Below are 18,446 nucleotides of genomic sequence, written 5' to 3'. Positions count from 1 at the left end.
TCACGGTGAGCGGTCCTGACGGACACTCACCGTGATGGACGCGGCTCCCACCCGCGTACGTACGAAGCCGTCATCGCAAGGAGGCGAACCCCTTTGAGTACGGGACCCGGAGCAGCTTCCGCCCCCGCACCAGCCACCCACGACTCCCCGTCCGCCCACGACAACCACCGGACCCCCACCGCTCCCGCGAGCGCCGAACCCCTCGAACGGCCCGAGCCCCGCAAGTCCTCGATGTTCAGTTCGCTGCGCGTCCGGAACTACCGGCTCTTCTTTCTCGGCCAGGTCGTCTCCAACACGGGCACCTGGATGCAGCGCATCGCCCAGGACTGGCTGGTGCTGAGCCTGACCGGCTCCTCCACCGCCGTCGGTGTCACCACGGCGCTGCAGTTCCTGCCGATGCTGCTGTTCGGCCTGTACGGCGGCGTCCTCGTCGACCGCCTCCGCAAGCGCCCGACGCTGCTGGTCACGCAGGCGGCGATGGGTGCCACGGGCCTCATTCTCGCCTTTCTGACCCTCTCCGGCCATGTCCAGGTCTGGCACGTCTACCTCGCCGCCTTCGCCGTCGGTCTCGCCACGGTCGTGGACAACCCGGCCAGGCAGTCCTTCGTCTCCGAGATGGTCGGCCCCCGGCAGCTGCAGAACGCGGTCAGCCTGAACTCGGCGAACTTCCAGTCCGCCCGCCTGGTCGGCCCCGCGGTCGCGGGCGTCCTGATCACCGGGGTCGGCACCGGCTGGGCCTTCCTCTTCAACGGCCTGTCGTTCCTCGCCCCCATCGCCGGCCTGCTGCTGATGCGTGCCCGGGAGCTGCACGTCGTGGAGCGCGCCCCCCGCGGCAAGGGCCAGCTCCGCGAGGGCCTGCGCTATGTCGCCGGACACCCCGAGCTGATCTGGCCCATCGTCCTGGTCGGCTTCATCGGCACCTTCGGCTTCAACTTCCCGGTCTGGCTGTCGGCGTACGCGGACGACGTCTTCCACGCGGGAGCCGGCGCCTACAGCCTCTTCAACACCCTGATGGCGGTCGGCTCGGTGACCGGTGCGCTGCTCGCCGCCCGCCGCGGCACGGCCCGGCTGCGCGTGCTGATCGCGGCGGCGGCCCTCTTCGGCGCGCTGGAGCTCGTGGCGGCCGGGGCCCCGTCCCTGTGGCTGTTCTCCCTGCTCATGGTCCCGATAGGGATCTTCGGCCTCACGGTGAACGTCACCGCGAACACGGCCGTCCAGATGGGCACGGACCCGGCGATGCGCGGCCGCGTCATGGCCCTGTTCATGATGGTCTTCATGGGCGGTACGCCGCTGGGGGCGCCCGTGGTCGGCTGGATCACGGACACGTTCGGCGCCCGGGTCGGCTTCGCGGCGGGCGGCCTGGTCTCGGCCGCGGCGGCGGTGACCATCGGCCTGATCCTGGCGCGGTCCGGCGGGCTGCGGCTGGCCGTGGGCTGGCAGCACGGGCATCCGCGGATGCGGTTCGTGCCGCGCGAGCAGCAGGAGCAGCCGGCGACGGCCTCGGCGTGACCGGTCGCACGGGCGCCCCGGGGCCGGTCCGGGGCGCCCGTGCGCGGTGTCACACGCGCTGCTCCAGCACCTGCCCCGGCCACTGGTCGTCCCCGACCGTGAAGGCCTCCGCCCGGGTGAAGCCGTTGCGCTCGTAGAAGGCGACGAGCTTGCCGTCGTCCCCCGCGTAGCAGTCGACCCGCAGCAGGGAGATGCCCGCGCGCCGGGTCTCCTCGGCGGCGTGGGCGAGCAGTGCGCTGCCGACGCCGCGGCCCGAGAAGCGGTGGTCGGCGGCGAGCAGATGGACGTAGCGCTCGGGTTCGACCACCGGGGCGATGTAGTCGCCCGGCCCATCGGTGAGGGTGAGCGTGCCGGCGGGGACACCGTCGATCTCCGCGATCCAGGGGTCGCCGGTGCTCACGTACTTGTGCACGGTCGCCACACCCCGGGGCAGCTGGGACCAGGGGCGGGTGCCCCACTGCCGGGTGCGTCCCCGGGAGACGAGCCACTCGACCGCGCCGTCGAGCAGACCGAGGATGACAGGGATGTCGTCGATGGTGCCTTTCCGTATCCGCATGCCCTCATGTTTGTCGGTGGCCGACGGATCCGTTGCCTGGAAGGGTGACGTCATGAGACTTTTCGCCGCCGTGCTGCCGCCCGAGGACGCGATGCGTGAACTCGCTGCGATCGTGCGCAAGTTGGAGGGGGTGCCCGGGGCGGAGGGGCTGCGCTGGACGGAACGGCCGGGCTGGCACTTCACGCTCGCCTTCTACGGCGAGGTGGCCGAGGACGTCGTGCCGGACCTGTCGGAGCGGCTGGCGCGGGCCGTCCGGCACACCGAGCCGTTTCCGCTGTCCCTGTGCGGGGGCGGGCGCTTCGGGGGCCGGACGCTGTGGGTGGGCGCGTCGGGGGACATTCGGACGATGCAGCTGCTCGCGGACCGCGCGGAGTCCGCGGGGCGGAAGGCGGGCCTGGAGATGGGGGAGCACCGCCGCTACCGTCCGCATCTGACACTGGCCCGCAGCGGCCGGGGGCCGGCCGACTTCAGGCCCTACGTCACGGTGCTGAACGCGTTCGCGGGGTGCGAGTGGACGGTCGGCGAGCTGGCCCTCGTCCGCAGCCGGCTGCCGACGTCGGGGGTGCCGGGGGAGCAGCCGCGGTACGAGACGGTGGAGCGGTGGGGGCTCGGCGCAAACGGGTGACAGGGGCCGGTTAGTCTCGATGTGTGGACCCGAAGACCCGTAACCGGATCATGGCCGGTGTGCTTGTGCTGATGTTCGCGGTGGTGGCGCTGGCGGCGGCGGTCGGCAGGTAGCCCCGCGCCGCCGCCCCGCCACCGCGGCCGAGACCGGGCCGCCCGCCGGACGAACGCTCCGGGCGCCCCGCCGCCTCATCGGTCGAGCGTCGTGGCTCACTCGGCCCGTGGCTACCCGCCGGACGAACGCTCTGGGACGCCCGTTACACCCCTTACACGCATTGCGCGGCGCAGCCTCGGCCGAGACACCTCCGTTCCGAGCTCCGCACTCCACCGGAAAGCCCCCCGGACCTCGGGGCGGCTCAGGGGGCCCGGCTCCGACGTCTGTCGTCCCGGGCGCGCCCCGGAGCTCCCGGCCGCTACCAGGCGAAGGCCTCCGGCGAAGGGCCGGGACCCGGGAAGATCTCGTCGAGGCCGGCCAGGACCTCCTCCGGGAGTTCCAGTTCGACCGCCCGCAGCGCCGACTCCAGCTGTTCGGCGGTGCGCGGGCCGACGATCGGGCCGGTGATGCCGGGGCGGGTCAGCAGCCAGGCGAGGGCCGTCTCGCCGGGTTCCAGCCCGTGCTTGTCGAGCAGGTCCTCGTAGGCCTGGATCTGCGCGCGGACGGAGGTGTTCGCGAGGGCGTCGGCGGACCGGCCGGAGGCGCGGCGGCCGCCCTCGACCTCCTTCTTGATGACGCCGCCCAGCAGGCCACCGTGCAGCGGCGACCAGGGGATGACGCCGAGCCCGTAGTCCTGCGCGGCCGGAATGACCTCCATCTCGGCGCGTCGCTCGGCGAGGTTGTAGAGGCACTGCTCGCTGACGAGGCCGATCGTGCCGTGGCGGCGGGAGGCGATCTCGTTGGCCTGGGCGATCTTGTACCCGGGGAAGTTGCTGGACCCGACGTAGAGGATCTTCCCCTGCTGCACCAGGACGTCGATGGCCTGCCAGATCTCCTCGAAGGGAGTCCTGCGGTCGACGTGGTGGAACTGGTAGAGGTCGATGTAGTCGGTCTGCAGCCGCTTGAGGCTGGCGTCGACCGCGCGGCGGATGTTGAGCGCGGAGAGCTTGTCCTGGTTGGGCCAGGCCTCACCGTCCGGGGCCATGTTGCCGTAGACCTTGGTGGCGAGCACGACCTTCTCGCGCCGGTCGCCGCCCTTGGCGAACCAGTCGCCGATGATGCTCTCGGTACGGCCCTTGTTCTCGCCCCAGCCGTACACGTTGGCGGTGTCGAAGAAGTTGATCCCTGCTTCCAGGGCCGCGTCCATGATCGCGTGGCTGTCGGCCTCCCCGGTCTGCGGGCCGAAGTTCATGGTCCCGAGAACGAGCCGGCTGACCTTGAGTCCTGTGCGTCCGAGCTGCGTGTACTTCATGAGTGCCTAGCCAACGGTGTGGAGTGCGCTCTAGGCAAGCGGTTGCGGGGCTAGTCGCGCGGGAAGTCGTCTGTTTTGAGGACGAGGTCGACGACTGTGCCGGTCAGGTCGATGTCGGTGCCGAAGTCCACCGGCGTCCTGTTCTCGTAGTCACCGTCCTTGGGGTCGGTGTAGACGTAGCACCGGCCCTGGTAGGGATCGGCGATGACATAGACGGGGACCTCGGCGTCAGCGTAGGCGAATTTCTTCGGGCCGTAGTCGTTGGGAGCTGTGCCCTCGGAGATGACCTCGGCGACGAACTCGACGTCCTGGTAACGCCAGCGGCCTTTGTTGTCCTTCTTGGCAGACTCGCTGAGCATGGCAACGTCCGGGCAGAAGCCGTTCTCGTGCCCCGGGAAGTCGATGCGGACGTCCGAGAAGACCTTGGTCTTCCGCCCGAACCTGCCCCTGACTGCCTGTGCGATGTCGAAGATGATCTCCCAGTGAGTGTCCCGCTGCGGTGTCATGTAGACGTTGCCCCCGACGATCTCGACCCTGAATCCTTCGGGGACGGGCATACGCTCAAGCCGCTCGAACCACTCGTCCAAACGCTCGGTGTTGGCGTCGGCGTCGGCCATCTCGATCCTGTCTTCAAGGACGGTCATCGTGGCGCTCCTCCCCGGCTGCCCCACGGACAGGTGCAGCCGCGCAGTACAACGATACGCACAGTGACCACGGCACGCCGGTATTCGGTCAACTTGTTCCGGCCGCGTACGGTTGTCCGAACCCCCACCCCTGATACATCGCCCCCGCGAACGCCTCCGCGATCTTGTGCTCACCGCTCGCGTTCGGATGCGTGCCGTCGTACGTGTCGAGATGGATGTCGTACGACGCCGGGGTCGAGGCCAGCAAGAGCGGCGACCGGGGTTCGTCCAGGTCCGCCACCGCCTTCGCCAGGAGTTCGTTGAACAAGGTCACCTGGGCCGCGAACGAGGCGTCCGCCTCCGCCCGGATGTTGGGGATCACGGGGAGCAGGACCATGCGGATGCGCGGTTTCGCGGTTCGCGCCTCGGACACGAACTTCCGTACGTTCTCCGCCGTCTGTTCGGCGTTCGTGTAGAAGCCCAGGTCGATCAGGCCCAGCGAGACCAGCAGCACGTCCGCCCGTGACTCCCGTACCGCCCCGGCGATCAGCGGGGCCATGTGCAGCCAGCCCTCGCCCCAGCCCGCCAGATGGGCGCGCGGGAAGTCCGGGTCGGCGTACTCGTACGACGTCGGCGCGTCCGTCGCCTTGTCGTACAGCGTCTCGCGGGGTCCGACGAGTGCGAACGGGCCGCCGTACTCCGTCCGCAGGTGCTGCCACAGCCGGTAGCGCCATGTGTGTTCGCCCGCGCTGCCGATCGTCATGGAGTCGCCCACGGGCATGAACCTAAGCATCCGCTCATCATGGACGATCCGCCCGGGACGCATGGGGGACGTATGGGGCGGGGCGGTGTGAGGATCGACACGCCCGCCCGGCCCCGGGCGCGTGGATCCACCGGGCCGGGAACAACAGCCGCGGATGGCAGGCTTGAGGGCATGCGTCGATCGCTCGCGTTCCTCTCCGGGGCCCTTCTCGTCGGTGCGCTCGCCGCGCCCGCGTCCGCCGACGACGACGGCGGCTTCACCATCAAGGACCCCCGGATCGCCGAGTCCAGCGGGCTCGCCGCCTCGCGTCTCCATCCGGGGATCTACTGGACCCACAACGACAGCGGGGACGGTCCGTACATCTACGCCGTGGACAGCCGTACGGGGGAGACCGTGGCCACGGTCACCTTCAGCGGCGTCGGCAGGCCCCGCGATGTCGAGGCCATCTCCATCGGCCCGGGGAACGAGATCTACGTCGGTGACATCGGGGACAACTTCGGCGGCAAGTGGCCGTACGTGTGGATCTACAGGCTGCCGGAGCCCAAGGTGCTCAAGGACCAGACGATCCGCGCCACCCAGTACGTCGTGAAGTACTCGGACGGACCCAGGGACGCCGAGTCCCTCGTCGTGCACCCCAGGACCGGGCGCGTCTACATCATCGACAAGATGGAGGACGGCGGGCACCTGTACGAGGGCCCGGACCGGCTGTCCACCAAGGGGACGAACGTCTTCCGGCCCAGCGCCACCATCGACCTGTGGGCCACCGACGCCGCCTTCTCGCCCGACGGCCGGCAGCTCGCCGTACGCGGCTACTTCGGCGGCATCGCGTACGAGTGGAATGACGGGAAGATCAAGCGCCAGGGGCGGCTCGACGTCCCCCTGCAGCGGCAGGGCGAGTCGGTCACGTACACCGTCGACGGGGCGAAATTGCTGTACGGGAGCGAGGGAGCCGAGAGCCCGGTGCAGGCCGAGAGCGTGCCCTACAGGGAGAGCGACAGCTCCAAGTCGCCCTCCCGGAAGGGGAGCGCGCAGGCAGGAACCGGCGGCGGCTCGCCCCTGAACGCCGACTACAAGGTCGGCGCCCTCGTCCTCGCCCTCGGGCTGGCCCTCGTCCTCGTACTGAAACGGCTGCTCCGGCGGAATCCGCGCTAGCCAGGGGGCAGACGAGTTCCGCCAAGGAGAGGGCCGGCCGCGGTGGTGGTGCCTTGAGTGCCGACCGGCAGAGTCCGATCCTCGCACGGCGAGGCCTGTCGCTTGCTCAAGGCTTCATTCCGACTGTGATGTTGATCTCACGGTGACCGAGGGTATGGAAGGCCGCCGGTTCGGCAAGTGGCCGGTAGGGCGATTCCCTCAAGCTCCACATGGCATTCACCCAGTTCCCACACAGGCGCCACGGTTACCGGATGTAACTGCCCTGCGCGACAACGCCCTTGCCCAGCGGATCACCGACGTGTCTATGGTGGCGCCCGCTCCTGGAAGGACCTGACCAGTCCGCTCGTCCCGGAGTGATCGGCGCGTCCACGGGGGGAGCGCCATACAACATGAGGTCCCGAATTCATGCGGGCCTGACGTTTCCCTCCTGGGAGTGCGCCGGAAGCAGCCACCCCCTACAGAGAGGGATGCGCGTGTTGCGTAGACCTGCACGGAAACAAGGCAGACGCCCCAGATGGATGGCGGGCCTGGCGACTCCGGTCGTCCCGGTTGCCGCCCTCGCTCTCCTCGCCGGCGTGGCGGTGCACCCCGAGCCGACCGCCGGCCGTGATCCGCGCACCACCCCGGTCGCCGACTCGTACGACGGGTTCGACACCAAGGCCGCCGAGCAATTGCGCCTGGACCAGTGCCTGATGGCCGACGGCCTGCGCAGAGGCGGGCCGAACCTGTACAGCCTGGCCAACACCTCCCTGCCGCTGCCGGCGGACCAACTGCATCAGAAGGCGGACCGCACCTACGGCACGGGTGCATTCGCTCAGGCATGGCAGAAGGACAGTGACGACTCCGACGCCTGGGTGAAGAAGGCCGAGGACACCGACCTGTCGTGGAAGAACACCGTCAGCGGCCTGGACGACTACCCCGGCTCTCCCAAAGCGGAGAAGATCTTCGACAAAACGGGGTTGCTTCCCTGGCTCTACCAGTCGTACTTCAAGTCCGTCGACTTGCTGTCCCCGTTCTACGACCCCTCACCGCAGGCGGACGACAAGACCAAGAAGGCCGCCCTCGCCATCGGGGACGCGCTGTACACCAGCGGTGGGACGAGCGGGGAGCAGGAGGCCTGGAAGCTCTGGAAGAAGAACTCCGGCGACCCCGTGCCGAACGAGTTGTTCGTTCCGCGGGTGTTCGACGACGACGCCCGCATCTTCCTCGCCTCCGGCGGCTTCCCCAGGACCGCGCCTGCGCCGGACACTCCGGAATTCCGCATCGCGGTCGAGGACTTGAAAGCTCGCTTCGCTTCGTGCGCCTGGCACAGCCCGATCGACCCGGACCGGGTGCTCGGCAAGGAGGTGGCGCAGGCGTCCGGCGAGTGGCAGCAGGAGATCACCTCGCAGGCCACGCAACGGCAGCAGATCCTCTCTGCCGGCAGTACCGCCACCAAGGCGCTGCGGGACGGCACCTTCGCCCTGGGCAAGATGCTCGGCCAGTCATGGATCGCTGACTACTCCACCCGCTGGCTGGACTACTACACCGAGGGCGGCCTCGGCTGGATCGGCGACGGCCAGCTGGAAATCCAGGTGCCGGGCGCTGCCGGCAAGTGCCTCGACGTCCAGGGCGCCGGCAAGACCAACGGCACCCCGGTCCAGGTCTACACGTGCAATGGCGGAGCCTCCCAGAAGTGGCAGCTGATGGGCTCCTACGACGGCGGCTACACCCTGGTCAACCCGAACGCCTTCAAGTGCCTCGAGGTGTTGAACGGCAACAGCGCCGACGGCACGAAGATCCAGATCCGGGACTGCGGCAGCGCCAAGGCCCAGCAGTGGAAGTTCGACGTGCGCAGCGCGGGCCCCCTGGTGAACGCGGCGACCGGGAAGTGCCTGCACCTGCCGACGTTCGACAACAGCAAGGACGCCGTGCTGTCGACGTGCAACGGCTCCGCCGCGCAGAAGTTCAGGATCGTCGCCAAGACCCACACCGGCAGCGCACCGGCAAAGGCCGATGTGGACAAGGCCAAGGCCGCCATCACCGCCGCGCAGTCGGAGGCGAAGAAGCAGCTCGCCCTCCTCAAGACCCAGCTGGAGACGGCCCAGAAGGCGGCGACCGCATCGGACACCGCGCTCCAGGCGGCGTACGGCATCGCCGACACCAACGGCGCCCCGCGGGGCCGTGGTCTGCTGGTCGGCCTGCAGAAAGACCAGGTCACCCAGGGTGCGGCTGCCGCGCTCCAGGCGCTGGAGAAGGCCGGCGAGACCGCCGAGGCCGCGACCCGGGCCTCGGCCGGGGACAGCGCGACGATCGCGCAGCGCGCCCTGGCGCAGGCGGCGCAGTCGAAGGCGGAGTTCCGCAAGAAGGCCGCCGAGGCGGCGGAGGCACAGGCAAAGGCGGCCGCGGATGCGGCCAGGATTCACCGCGACAACGCCCAGAAGGACAAGGAGACCGCGGAGGCCAAGCTCGACGTCGCGGTGAAGGCCGAGGGCGATGCGAAGGCGGCCGCCGCCGACGCGCACGCCAAGCGGCTCGCGGCGGAGGCCGAGGAGAAGACGGCCAAGGCGGAGAAGGAGAACGCCGCCGCCAAGCAGGCCGAGGCCGCCGAGCACCGCAAGAACGCGGACTCCGAGGCGACCAAGGCCAAGGACGCCAAGGACAAGGCCGAGGCCGCCGAGAAGACCGCGGACAGCAAGCGCGACGACGCGGTCACGGCGAAGGACCACGCCAAGGCCATGCGGGACGACGCGTGGGACGCCGAGCAGAAGGCGGACGCGGCCCGCGCGAAGGCCGACGCGAAGGACGCCTACGCCGACTCTCTCGACGCCGGCGATGCGGCCGACGCGGCCCGTGCCGCGGCCAACGACGCTGACGCGGCGGCCGACACCGCCGAAGCGGCTGCACGGAAGGCCCGTTCGGAGGCCGACGCCGCCACGAAGGCCGCGGCCGACGCGGACGCGGCAGCGACGCGCGCGGAGGCGGCGGCGAAGCGGGCCCGTTCGGACGCGGATGCCGCGCAGGCGGACAAGGCCAAGGCGGACGCGGCGGTGAAGACCGCCACCAGCGCCGCCGCGGACGCCATCAAGGCATCCCAGGACGCCGCTACCGAGGCCAAGACCGCGGTCAAGCTCGCCGACGAGGCCGAGCAGCACGCCAAGGACGCCAAGACCGAGGCCGACGGCGCCAACAAGGAAGCCGGCAACGCGGTCGCCGCCGCGGCCAAGGCCGCGGGCTACGCCCACGTCACCGCGCAGGCGGCCATGGACGCAGGGGAAGCGGCCCGGCAGGTCGCCAACCCCGCCAACGACGCGGTCCAGCTCGGCTCCCCGTACGTCGACACCGATTCCACCGCCGGCCTGGTCGTGCTGACCGGTCAGGCGTCGAAGACGATCGCCGAGCAGCAGCAGGCCGTTGCCGACGCGCACGCCACGAACGCCGCCGCCGAGGCCGACGCCGCCAAGAACCTCGCCGACCAGGCCAAGGGCGACGCCAAGGAGGCGTACCAGCACGCGGCGAACGCCGCCAAGTACGCCGCCGACGCCCGCACCTACTCCAAGGAGGCCCTCGGCTACGCGGCCGACGCCGCCAAGGCAGCGGCGGCGGCGCAGGCGTCACTGGCCCGCACCATCGAGTACGACAACCAGGCAGTCGACGACGCAGCAGCCGCCGACAGGGCGGCCGGCAACGCCGAGGGCTACGCCAAGGACGCCCGCGATTCGGCCGACGCGGCCGCACTCGACGCCGAGGCCGCCCGTTCCGCAGCCACCCAGGCCGAACAGGACGCCAAGGACGCCCGTGCGGCGGCCGACCGCGCTGATGCGGCGGCAACGGAGGCGGAACAGGCGGCGAAGGACGCCGACGCGTACGCCAAGGAAGCCCAGGAGACAGCCCGGCGAACAGAGACCAAGAGCCGCAACGACCAGATCGAGAACGGCGCTGCCGGCGAAGGGGGGGTCTTCTACAAGACGCGGATGGAGCCCGTCGGCGACCCGGAAATCCTGCACAAGGAAAACTGCAACCCCATCGTCCACGTCGGTGACTGCGTCATCACCGCGAACATCACCGCCAAGCCGTTCGTCGACCTCTACCTGTGCACGGCCAAGGACATCCCGGATGTGCAGTCCGGATGCCCCCCGTCCGAAACCCTGTTCCTCCACAGCCTGGAGCTGAAGCCTCAGACCCAGAAGGTCACCTACACGATCACTCCGCAGGAGTTCAACGACGCCGTCGCCAAGGGATTCATCAAGGCCCTCACCGAAGACTTCACCGGCTGCTGGGACAGAATCACCACAGGTGGCGGCGGAACCCTCGGCAACTGCGGATGGGCAGTCTTCGACATTGCCACCCTCGTCTTCGGCAACGTCGCCATCAAGGCCATCAAGGACGCAGTGACGGCTTTCGACGCCGCCATGAGAACCGGCATCGCCATCGACGACGCGTGGAAGGCCCTGCGCACCGCCGGCCTCACCGAAGCCGCCATCGAGGGAATCACCGCGAAGCTCGCGATGACCAGGTGCTTCCCGGCCGGCACCAAGGTGGCGACGGAAAGCGGTCCCAAGTCCATCGAGGACATCAAGGTCGGCGACCGGGTCTGGTCGCAGGACCAGGTCACCGGCAAGAAGTCCCTGCAGCCGGTGTTGAACCTGTTCCGCCACACCGTCGACTCCCTGGTCCGGATCAGAACCGCCGACGGCCAGGTCGAAGCCACCGACTCGCACCGCTTCTGGGTACGTGACCGGGGTTGGGTCGAGGCCGGCGAACTGCGCGCCGGAGACACCCTTGAGGCGCGGGACGGCGGCTCCACACAAGTCCTCGGCACCACGGTCGTCAAGGGTTCCGTCGAGGTCTTCAACTTCGAGGTCGCGCGGAACCACACGTACTACGTGTACACGGGGTCGACGCCGGTCCTGGTGCACAACGAGTGCCTCGAGCAAATCCTCAATGAGCTCGTCAAGGACGGCGACCACATCGTTCTGGGGATCAATCCGTACTCCGACAGGCTGGCCACGGAGACTCTGGGCGGTACCGGCGGCCTGAGCGGCCCGGGGGCACGGACGTTCAACAACAAACTGCTCGGCAAGCCGGCCCCCAACGGTGACGGGCGTCCGATCTGGATGGCCGGCGTCGAGAAGGCGCTGGACAATAAGTCGGTGAAGTTGAGCATTTCGCTGGACGGTGTTCCGGACGCGAAGACCGCCGCGGAAGCCCTGAACAAGCTCGTCGAGCGCGGGAAGCCCTTGGTGGGCGGCGACTGGCGGGCGGTGGCCACGCCAGGAAGCAACAACGGCACCGCGTGGGAAGTGGCGACGCTGCGTCTCAAGGTGATCCTTGGACGCCGGGACTTCGACGCCGTCGACTGGTACTTCACAAAGCCGGGTGACAAGGCCCCGAGCCTTGTCAAAGACATGCCGAAGCCGGACTGGGCCCAGTGACCGGAAGACCCCGAAGACCCCGAAGACCCCGAAGACCCCGAAGACCCCGAAGACCCCGAAGACAGGAAGAACACAGAGAATGCCGGATTTCGTACGAGAGGGACGTCTGTTCCGGGTGGTCAGCTTCGCGGCGTCGCACCGGCAGCTGCTGCTGCGCAGCGACGCCACCGCCATCGACGGAACGGACACCCGCGTCGAGGTGTACTTCGGGCATGTGGAGCTCATGCTGCTCAAGCCCATCTACGAGAAGGGGATCCACGTCCGCCGGGCGTCGGAGGCGGAGTTCGCGGTACTGAAGGAGCGCCATGACCTCCCGGCGGAGGATGCGGGCTTCACCTGGATGATCGAACCGGGCGGGAACAGCTTCGTCGTCTCCGCCGAACCCGCATGGCGCGAGGCGAACCGCAAGTTCGAGGACCCGTCCCTGTTCGACTTCACCCAGCCCTGGCCCCCGGACTTCCCTGTGGAGTACGGCAGCGTCGGCTGACGCGGATGACAGGCTGAGGGCGCTCCCTGTCAGAGGGGGCGCCCTCAGCGCCGTACACAGCGCGTAGGCGAAGCCGTATCCCCAGCAGGGCCCAGACACGGAAAAGGACCCCGACCAGGATAAGAGCCCAGATCAGGGCCCTGCCGGCAGACGAGTCGGGCTGTACGCCGGGTATTCCTGGAGCACCTTTCCGACCTGCGGGTTTCCATGGTGAGCTGTTCCAGGCGGACCCCCAACGCGCGGGCGGCGCCGGCGGTGAGCGAGGACGTGGCGGGTTTATGGCCACGCTCCACCTGCGCGATCAAGGATTTCCAGCAGGGGATGCGCTGAGCGAGCTGCAACTGTGTCAGGCCGCGCGCCTTACGAGCTTCGGCGATGCGCTGCCCGATCCGCTCGCCCGATGTGCCGTCCGCGTATGGCATCGTGGAGCCCTTCGAGTCTCGACACCTCGAAGGTACCCCTGGCGGCGCCGAGGGAACGGCCTCGCGAGGCCTGCATGCCGGTCGACATCGTCAGGCACGTAGCGAAGGGGCGCCCGGCGGTCACCGGGCGCCCCTTCGCTCGTGCTCGTGCGAAGATCAGAGCTTCTCGATCACGTAGTCGATGCACTTCGTCAGCGCCTCGATGTCCGCCGGGTCGATCGCCGGGAACATCGCGATACGGAGCTGGTTGCGGCCGAGCTTGCGGTAGGGCTCGGTGTCCACGATGCCGTTGGCGCGCAGGACCTTGGCGACGGCGGCGGCGTCGACCTCGTCCGAGAAGTCGATCGTGCCGATGACCTGCGAACGCTTGGCCGGGTCGGCGACGAACGGGGTCGCGAACTTGACGTCCTCGGCCCAGCCGTACAGCGCCCGGGCGGAGGTGGCGGTGCGGCGGACCGACCAGTCCAGGCCGCCCTGGCCGTTGAGCCACTCCAGCTGCTCGTTGAGCAGGAACAGCGTGGCGAGGGCCGGGGTGTTGTACGTCTGGTTCTTGCGGGAGTTGTCGATCGCCGTGGGAAGGCTGAAGAACTCCGGGACGTGGCGGCCGGAGGCGTGGATACGCTCGGCGCGCTCGATCGCGGCCGGCGAGAAGACGCCGATCCACAGGCCGCCGTCGGAGGCGAAGGACTTCTGCGGGGCGAAGTAGTAGACGTCGGTCTCGGCGATGTCGACCGGGAGGCCGCCGGCGCCGGAGGTGGCGTCCACGAGGACCAGGGACCCGGAGTCCGCGCCCGCGACGCGCTTGATCGGCATCGCGACACCCGTCGACGTCTCGTTGTGCGTGAAGGCGTAGACGTCGACGCCCGCCTCGGCCTCCGGCTCGGGGTGCGTGCCGGGGTCGCTGGAGATGACGGTGGGCTCGGCGAGCCACGGGGCGAGCTTCGCGGCCTTGGCGAACTTGGAGGAGAACTCGCCGAAGCTGAGGTGCTGCGACTTGTTCTCGATCAGACCGTGGGTCGCGATGTCCCAGAACGCGGTGGAGCCGCCGTTGCCGAGGATGACCTCGTAGCCGTCGGGGAGCTGGAACAGCTCGCCGATACCCTCGCGGACCTTGCCGACGAGGTTCTTGACGGGGGCCTGGCGGTGGGATGTGCCAAGCAGGGAGCTACCCGTGGCGGCGAGGGCGTCCAGCGCCTCGACCCGTACCTTGGAGGGACCCGCGCCGAAACGACCATCCGCGGGCTTGATGTCAGCAGGAATCTGGATATCAGCCACGAGCCGGAGGGTATCCCTTCGGTGAAACGGGACGGAAACGTGTCCGTTCGATGAGACGACGTTCTCCGGCTCGTGGACTTGTGAGGATCTACGAGTGCCCGGGACCCGGGAGCCGCGACGGCACGCGGTGTCTTACGAGGTCAGACGTACCGGCAGCTCGAAGAGATCGTTCTGCGTCACCACCGGCTTGTTGCGCAGCTCGCTCGCCGGGACGGCCAGGTCCAGTTGCGGGAAGCGGGCGTAGAGGGCCGGGAGCGCCACCGCCGCCTCCAGACGGGACAGGGCGGCCCCGGGGCACACATGCGGGCCGTGGCCGAAGGAGATGTGCCGGTTCTTTGTTTCACGGGTGATGTCGAAGTCGCCCGCGCTCGGGCCGTGCGCCTTCTCGTCCCGGCCTATCGCTCCGTACGACACGATCAGCGCGTCACCCGCGGGGATCACCTTGTCGCCGACCGGGACGTCCTCCGTCGCGAAGCGGATCAGGACATGGGAGGTGGGGGTGGAGTAGCGAAGTGTCTCCTCGACCACCGCAGACCACTCCGCCTGCCCGCTCAGGACCAGGTCCCGCTGCCCGGGGTGCGTCGACAGGTTGACCACGGCGTTGACGATCAGTGAGATCGTCGTCTCGTGGCCCGCCGCCACCATCAGCTGGAGCGTGGAGACGATCTCCTCGTCGGTGAGGTGGTCGCCGTTCTCGGAGGCCTGGATGAGCGCGGAGGTGAGGTCGTCGCCCGGCGCGGCGCGCTTCGCCGCCACCGTGTCCGCCATGATCCCCGCGAGCTCGGTGAGCGTCGCGATGACCTCCTGAGGCGGGGTCTGCGTCGAGAAGAACTTCTCGAACAGCTCCTTCAGACGCGGCAGACGGGACTCCTCGATGCCCATCAGGTCCGCGATGACGTACATGGGCAGCGGATACGCGAACTCCGCCTTGAGGTCGACCACACCGCCGTCGGTGGGCAGCCGGTCCAGCAGACCCTCCGTCAGCTTGGTGATCCGCTCCCGCATCTCCTCCACCCGTCGTGGCGTCAGCGCCTGGGCGACGAGCGTGCGCAGTCGGCGGTGGTCGGCCCCGTCCACGGTGAGCATGGAACGGCCCGGGTTGGCGAGGCCGATCAGCGGCCAGTCGGGGGCGATCTCGCCGCGCTGCCAGGCGCCCCAGACGTTGATGTCCTTCACCAGCCGGGGGTCCGTCAGCAGCTGCCTGGCCTCGGCGTGGTGCGTGACCGCCCACATGGGAACGCCGCCGGGCAGGACCACGGCGGCGAGCGGTCCCGCCTCCCGCAGCCGGGCACTCTCGGCGTCGAGGTCGGAGACGAAGGGGTCCAGCGCGATGGGGGGTACGTCGGTAGTGGTCATGCGGAAGGGCTTCCGATCGAGGGAGTGGGGGCAAACCTCACCGGCAGTGCCGTCAGACCCCGCAGCCACGGCGAGGGGCGGCGCGTCAACTCCTCGGCGGGTACGGCGAGATCGATGTCCGGCAGCCGGTCGAGGACCACCTCGATGCCCGTCCGGGCGATCACCTCCGCCACCTCCTGCGCCGGGAACGGGCAGCGGTGCTCGCCGTGGCCGAAGGAGAAGTGCGCGTTGTTGCCGCCGGTCAGCGCGGAGCCGTCGGTGCGCACCTGGGGGTCGTTGTTGGCGCCCTGGAGGCCGAGCAGCAGCAGGTCGCCGGCGCGGATGTGCCGACCGCCCAGGCGGGTGTCGCGGGAGGCCCAGCGGCCGGCCACGTTCTGCGTGGGCGTGTCCTCCCACAGGACCTCGTTCATGGCCTCGGCGACGCTGTTGCGCCCGCCGAAGAGGGAGGCGGCGAAGCGGGTGTCGGTCAGCATCAGCCGCAGCGAGTTGCCGATCCAGTCCGCGGTCGGCTGGTGGCCCGCCGCCATCATCACCATCAGGTCCTGGATGATCTCCTCGTCGGTGAAGCCGCTCTTGTCCGCGAGCATCCGCGAGACCACGTCGTCCGCCGGATACGCCTTCCGGGCGGCCAGCAACTCGGCCATGGAGCCGGCCAGATGCGTCTGGCCCGCGATCGCCCGTTCCCGCCCGTCGATCATGTCGTTGAGGGCGGTGACCAGACCGGGGCCCTGCTCCTCCGCGAAGCCGAAGAGGATCGCGAGGACGCGTACGGGCAGCAGCGTCGCGTAGTCCGCGACGAGGTCCGCCTCGCCCTTGCCGCACACCTTGTCGATCAGCTCGTCGGCGAACCGCTCGGCGTGGCCGCGCAGTTCGAAGGGGTCGACGGCCTCCAGCGCGTCGCTGATCATCCCTGCGCGCTCGCGGTGGCGTTCGCCGACGGTGTAGAGGATCGACGGCTGCTTGCGGCCGATCATCGGCAGCAGCGGCCAGTCGTCGGGGATGTTGTCCCACTGGTTCCACAGGTCGGAGTCGCGGCTGAACAGCACCGGATCGCCGGTCACCTGGTGCAGTTCGCGGTAGCCGAGCACGAGCCAGGCCGGTACGTCGCCGTCGAGCACGACCGGTGCCACGGCACCGTGCTCGCGCCGTATCTCCCGGTACAGCGCGGCGGGTTCGGTCTGGAACCGCGGCCCGCTCAGGGGCACGGGGGCGGGGGTCACACCAGCTCCTGTTCGGATAGGGGGGTCTGCGCGGCGTGGCGGTGCCGCACGTGCTCGATCAGCGTGATCAGGACCCGCTTGCCGGACTCGCGCGAGCGCGCGTCGCAGTCGAGCAGCGGGATGTGCGGGTCGAGGTCGAGGGCGGCGCGGACCTCGTCGGGCGTGTGGCGGGGGCCGCCGAAGTCGTTGCAGGCGACGATGAACGGCATGCCGTGGCGTTCCAGGCGGTCGATGGCCCAGAAGGAGTCGTCGATGCGCCGGGTGTCGACGAGGACGACCGCTCCGAGCGTGCCGGAGAAGTGCCGGTCCCACAGGAACCAGAACCGTTCCTGTCCCGGCGCGCCGAACAGGTACAGCACGTTGTGGGCGTCCAGCGTGATGCGGCCGAAGTCGAACGCGACGGTCGTCGCGGCCTTCTCGCGCACCCCGCTCACGTCGTCGACCGTCTCGCCCGCCCGGGTCATCGTCTCCTCGGTGCCGAGCGGGCGGATCTCGCTCACCGAGCGGACCAGGGTTGTCTTGCCGACGCCGAAGCCGCCGACGACCACGATCTTCAGGCCGTTCTCGGCCTGGGTACCCAGCGGAGTGCGGGTTTCGGGGGTCTCTCTGTCAGAGGTTTCGGAGTCCAACGAGCACCTTGTCCAGGATGTCGGGATCGGGAAGTGCGGCGGTGCGGGGGTGGCGGGCGCTGATACGGCCCGCCGCGAGGAGGTCGGAGAGCAGGATCTTCGTGATGCTCACCGGGAGCCGCAGTTCGGCGGCGATCTCCACGACCGCCGTCGGCCGGTCGCACATCCGCAGGATCGCGGCATGTTCCGACTGCATGCCCGGCACCGGATCGCACTCGGCGACCACCAGCGTCACCAGGTCGAACCGGGCCGCCGAGTCGGACCGGCTGCGCCCTCCCGTGAGGGTGTAGAGCCGGTCGGGCGCGTCGTCCCTGCCGGGGCGGCTCATGACGTACGCGGCTGCGCGGTCAGGTGTTCGCCGAGCCGTTCCACGAGTTCGCACATGTTGTGCCCGACGAGCCCCGCGTCGGCGTCCTCGGCGGTGACCAGGGCGAGGTGGGCGCCCTCGCCCGCCTCCACGATGAACAGGACCCCGCCGTAGAACTCGGCCATCGCCGAGCGCACGCCCCCGCTGCCGTCGCCGAACTCCACGGACGCGCCGTGGGACAGCGACTGGATGCCGGCGGCGATCGCGGCGAGCTGGTCGGCCTGGTCGACGGAGAGTTCCGGAGTACGGCACAGCTTCAGCCCGTCCCGGGACAGCACGAGCGCGTGCCGGGCACCCGGGGTGCGCTCCAGCAGGCCCTCGAGGAGCCAGGTGAGCTTCTCGTCGGCGGTCGTGGTGCCGGTCATGAAGTGGTGTTGCCTTCCGGGTGCGAGGGGGTGGCGGCCGGTTCGGGTGCGGAGGGGGCCGGTGCCGGCCCCGGTGTTTCCCGTACGAGGCGGTCGGGGGCCGGCTCCCGTACGGCTTCGGGCTCGGGCCCGGTGGTGTCCGCTTCCGGTTCGGTCGTCGTGCCCTGGACCGCGGCCTGGTCCGGCATCGCGCCGCGCACCGCCTGGCGGAAGCTGCTGAAACGGGCGGCCCGGGCCTTGGCGTCGTCGGGGGTGCGCGGCTCGCGCTCGGAGCGGGC

At 69.7% G+C, this 18,446-nt stretch carries 16 protein-coding genes and 1 pseudogene; 5 read left to right on the top strand and 12 right to left on the bottom strand.

The window, feature by feature from the left end:
* Nucleotides 1-93: 93 nt before the first annotated feature.
* Nucleotides 94-1,509, top strand: a complete 1,416-nt coding sequence (locus ABT186_RS41655; RefSeq protein ID WP_351929551.1) for an MFS transporter — start codon at nucleotides 94-96, stop codon at nucleotides 1,507-1,509.
* Nucleotides 1,510-1,558: 49 nt separating this feature from the next.
* Here the strand turns inward: ABT186_RS41655 and ABT186_RS41650 are convergent, their stop codons facing one another.
* Nucleotides 1,559-2,065 carry a GNAT family N-acetyltransferase gene (locus tag ABT186_RS41650; RefSeq protein WP_351222529.1) on the bottom strand — a complete coding sequence of 169 codons (507 nt, stop codon included), beginning with the start codon at nucleotides 2,063-2,065 and terminating at the stop codon, nucleotides 1,559-1,561.
* 52 nt (nucleotides 2,066-2,117) lie between these two features.
* Between ABT186_RS41650 and thpR the strand changes: the two genes are divergently transcribed.
* A complete protein-coding gene (thpR, locus tag ABT186_RS41645; RefSeq protein WP_351222531.1) occupies nucleotides 2,118-2,690 on the top strand; it encodes an RNA 2',3'-cyclic phosphodiesterase in 573 nt (190 codons plus the stop codon).
* Between the two features lie 412 nt (nucleotides 2,691-3,102).
* Here the strand turns inward: thpR and ABT186_RS41640 are convergent, their stop codons facing one another.
* The 3 genes from ABT186_RS41640 to ABT186_RS41630 all read right to left on the bottom strand — a co-directional run bounded on the left by ABT186_RS41640 (nucleotide 3,103) and on the right by ABT186_RS41630 (nucleotide 5,511).
* Nucleotides 3,103-4,095 (bottom strand): aldo/keto reductase, encoded by a 993-nt coding sequence (locus tag ABT186_RS41640; protein WP_351929549.1) that lies wholly within the window; start codon nucleotides 4,093-4,095, stop codon nucleotides 3,103-3,105.
* A 50-nt stretch (nucleotides 4,096-4,145) separates the two neighbouring features.
* Entirely contained in the window at nucleotides 4,146-4,739 is a 594-nt protein-coding gene (locus ABT186_RS41635) for a Uma2 family endonuclease (RefSeq protein WP_351222535.1), read from the bottom strand.
* Nucleotides 4,740-4,827: 88 nt separating this feature from the next.
* Nucleotides 4,828-5,511, bottom strand: coding sequence for an SGNH/GDSL hydrolase family protein (locus tag ABT186_RS41630; protein ID WP_351222537.1), 684 nt, complete (start codon nucleotides 5,509-5,511; stop codon nucleotides 4,828-4,830).
* A 141-nt stretch (nucleotides 5,512-5,652) separates the two neighbouring features.
* On the opposite strand from ABT186_RS41630, the gene ABT186_RS41625 reads away from it, so the two are divergent.
* The 3 genes from ABT186_RS41625 to ABT186_RS41615 all read left to right on the top strand — a co-directional run bounded on the left by ABT186_RS41625 (nucleotide 5,653) and on the right by ABT186_RS41615 (nucleotide 12,534).
* Nucleotides 5,653-6,633 (top strand): WD40 repeat domain-containing protein, encoded by a 981-nt coding sequence (locus ABT186_RS41625; protein WP_351222539.1) that lies wholly within the window; start codon nucleotides 5,653-5,655, stop codon nucleotides 6,631-6,633.
* Between the two features lie 518 nt (nucleotides 6,634-7,151).
* On the top strand, nucleotides 7,152-12,047 hold the full coding sequence (locus tag ABT186_RS41620; protein WP_351222541.1) for a polymorphic toxin type 27 domain-containing protein: 4,896 nt from the start codon (nucleotides 7,152-7,154) through the stop codon (nucleotides 12,045-12,047).
* Between the two features lie 79 nt (nucleotides 12,048-12,126).
* Nucleotides 12,127-12,534 carry a hypothetical protein gene (locus ABT186_RS41615; RefSeq protein WP_351929547.1) on the top strand — a complete coding sequence of 136 codons (408 nt, stop codon included), beginning with the start codon at nucleotides 12,127-12,129 and terminating at the stop codon, nucleotides 12,532-12,534.
* 44 nt (nucleotides 12,535-12,578) lie between these two features.
* Here ABT186_RS41615 and ABT186_RS41610 read toward each other — a convergent pair whose 3' ends face one another.
* The 8 genes and pseudogenes from ABT186_RS41610 to ABT186_RS41575 all read right to left on the bottom strand — a co-directional run.
* On the bottom strand, nucleotides 12,579-12,956 hold the full coding sequence (locus tag ABT186_RS41610) for a helix-turn-helix domain-containing protein (RefSeq protein ID WP_351222545.1): 378 nt from the start codon (nucleotides 12,954-12,956) through the stop codon (nucleotides 12,579-12,581).
* Nucleotides 12,957-13,112: 156 nt separating this feature from the next.
* Complete coding sequence (gene serC, locus ABT186_RS41605) at nucleotides 13,113-14,231, bottom strand: phosphoserine transaminase (protein ID WP_351222547.1); 1,119 nt, start codon at nucleotides 14,229-14,231, stop codon at nucleotides 13,113-13,115.
* Nucleotides 14,232-14,363: 132 nt separating this feature from the next.
* Nucleotides 14,364-15,587 carry a cytochrome P450 family protein gene (locus tag ABT186_RS41600; protein ID WP_351222549.1) on the bottom strand — a complete coding sequence of 408 codons (1,224 nt, stop codon included), beginning with the start codon at nucleotides 15,585-15,587 and terminating at the stop codon, nucleotides 14,364-14,366.
* Entirely contained in the window at nucleotides 15,584-16,807 is a 1,224-nt protein-coding gene (locus ABT186_RS41595) for a cytochrome P450 (protein ID WP_351929545.1), read from the bottom strand. The genes ABT186_RS41600 and ABT186_RS41595 overlap by 4 nt, the downstream gene beginning before the upstream one ends.
* Entirely contained in the window at nucleotides 16,804-17,388 is a 585-nt protein-coding gene (locus ABT186_RS41590; RefSeq protein ID WP_502973492.1) for a GTP-binding protein, read from the bottom strand. The genes ABT186_RS41595 and ABT186_RS41590 overlap by 4 nt, the downstream gene beginning before the upstream one ends.
* Before the next feature lie 28 nt (nucleotides 17,389-17,416).
* Nucleotides 17,417-17,764: a DUF742 domain-containing protein gene (locus tag ABT186_RS41585; protein WP_351222553.1), complete on the bottom strand. Its 348-nt coding sequence runs from the start codon at nucleotides 17,762-17,764 to the stop codon at nucleotides 17,417-17,419.
* Nucleotides 17,761-18,168 carry a roadblock/LC7 domain-containing protein gene (locus ABT186_RS41580; protein WP_351222555.1) on the bottom strand — a complete coding sequence of 136 codons (408 nt, stop codon included), beginning with the start codon at nucleotides 18,166-18,168 and terminating at the stop codon, nucleotides 17,761-17,763. Before ABT186_RS41580 ends, ABT186_RS41585 begins: the two co-directional genes overlap by 4 nt.
* Nucleotides 18,165-18,446: pseudogene (locus ABT186_RS41575) on the bottom strand (ATP-binding protein); the annotation flags it as partial. The gene ABT186_RS41580 and the pseudogene ABT186_RS41575, both read right to left, overlap by 4 nt.

This window comes from Streptomyces sp. NPDC001634 (assembly GCF_040298185.1).
Taxonomy (GTDB): Bacteria; Actinomycetota; Actinomycetes; order Streptomycetales; family Streptomycetaceae; genus Streptomyces.
The sequence above is the reverse complement of the archived record's forward strand: the minus strand, read 5'-3'. Positions and strand labels throughout refer to the sequence as shown.

What these genes read in the sequence shown, in the direction of transcription:
- ABT186_RS41650 (WP_351222529.1), bottom strand. Translation starts at nt 2,065, where the DNA reads ATGCGGATACGGAAAGGCACCATCGACGACATCCCTGTCATCCTCGGT.
- thpR (WP_351222531.1), top strand. Translation starts at nt 2,118, where the DNA reads ATGAGACTTTTCGCCGCCGTGCTGCCGCCCGAGGACGCGATGCGTGAA.
- ABT186_RS41640 (WP_351929549.1), bottom strand. Translation starts at nt 4,095, where the DNA reads ATGAAGTACACGCAGCTCGGACGCACAGGACTCAAGGTCAGCCGGCTC.
- ABT186_RS41635 (WP_351222535.1), bottom strand. Translation starts at nt 4,739, where the DNA reads ATGACCGTCCTTGAAGACAGGATCGAGATGGCCGACGCCGACGCCAAC.
- ABT186_RS41630 (WP_351222537.1), bottom strand. Translation starts at nt 5,511, where the DNA reads ATGCTTAGGTTCATGCCCGTGGGCGACTCCATGACGATCGGCAGCGCG.
- ABT186_RS41625 (WP_351222539.1), top strand. Translation starts at nt 5,653, where the DNA reads ATGCGTCGATCGCTCGCGTTCCTCTCCGGGGCCCTTCTCGTCGGTGCG.
- ABT186_RS41620 (WP_351222541.1), top strand. Translation starts at nt 7,152, where the DNA reads ATGGCGGGCCTGGCGACTCCGGTCGTCCCGGTTGCCGCCCTCGCTCTC.
- ABT186_RS41615 (WP_351929547.1), top strand. Translation starts at nt 12,127, where the DNA reads ATGCCGGATTTCGTACGAGAGGGACGTCTGTTCCGGGTGGTCAGCTTC.
- ABT186_RS41610 (WP_351222545.1), bottom strand. Translation starts at nt 12,956, where the DNA reads ATGCCATACGCGGACGGCACATCGGGCGAGCGGATCGGGCAGCGCATC.
- ABT186_RS41600 (WP_351222549.1), bottom strand. Translation starts at nt 15,587, where the DNA reads ATGACCACTACCGACGTACCCCCCATCGCGCTGGACCCCTTCGTCTCC.
- ABT186_RS41585 (WP_351222553.1), bottom strand. Translation starts at nt 17,764, where the DNA reads ATGAGCCGCCCCGGCAGGGACGACGCGCCCGACCGGCTCTACACCCTC.
- ABT186_RS41580 (WP_351222555.1), bottom strand. Translation starts at nt 18,168, where the DNA reads ATGACCGGCACCACGACCGCCGACGAGAAGCTCACCTGGCTCCTCGAG.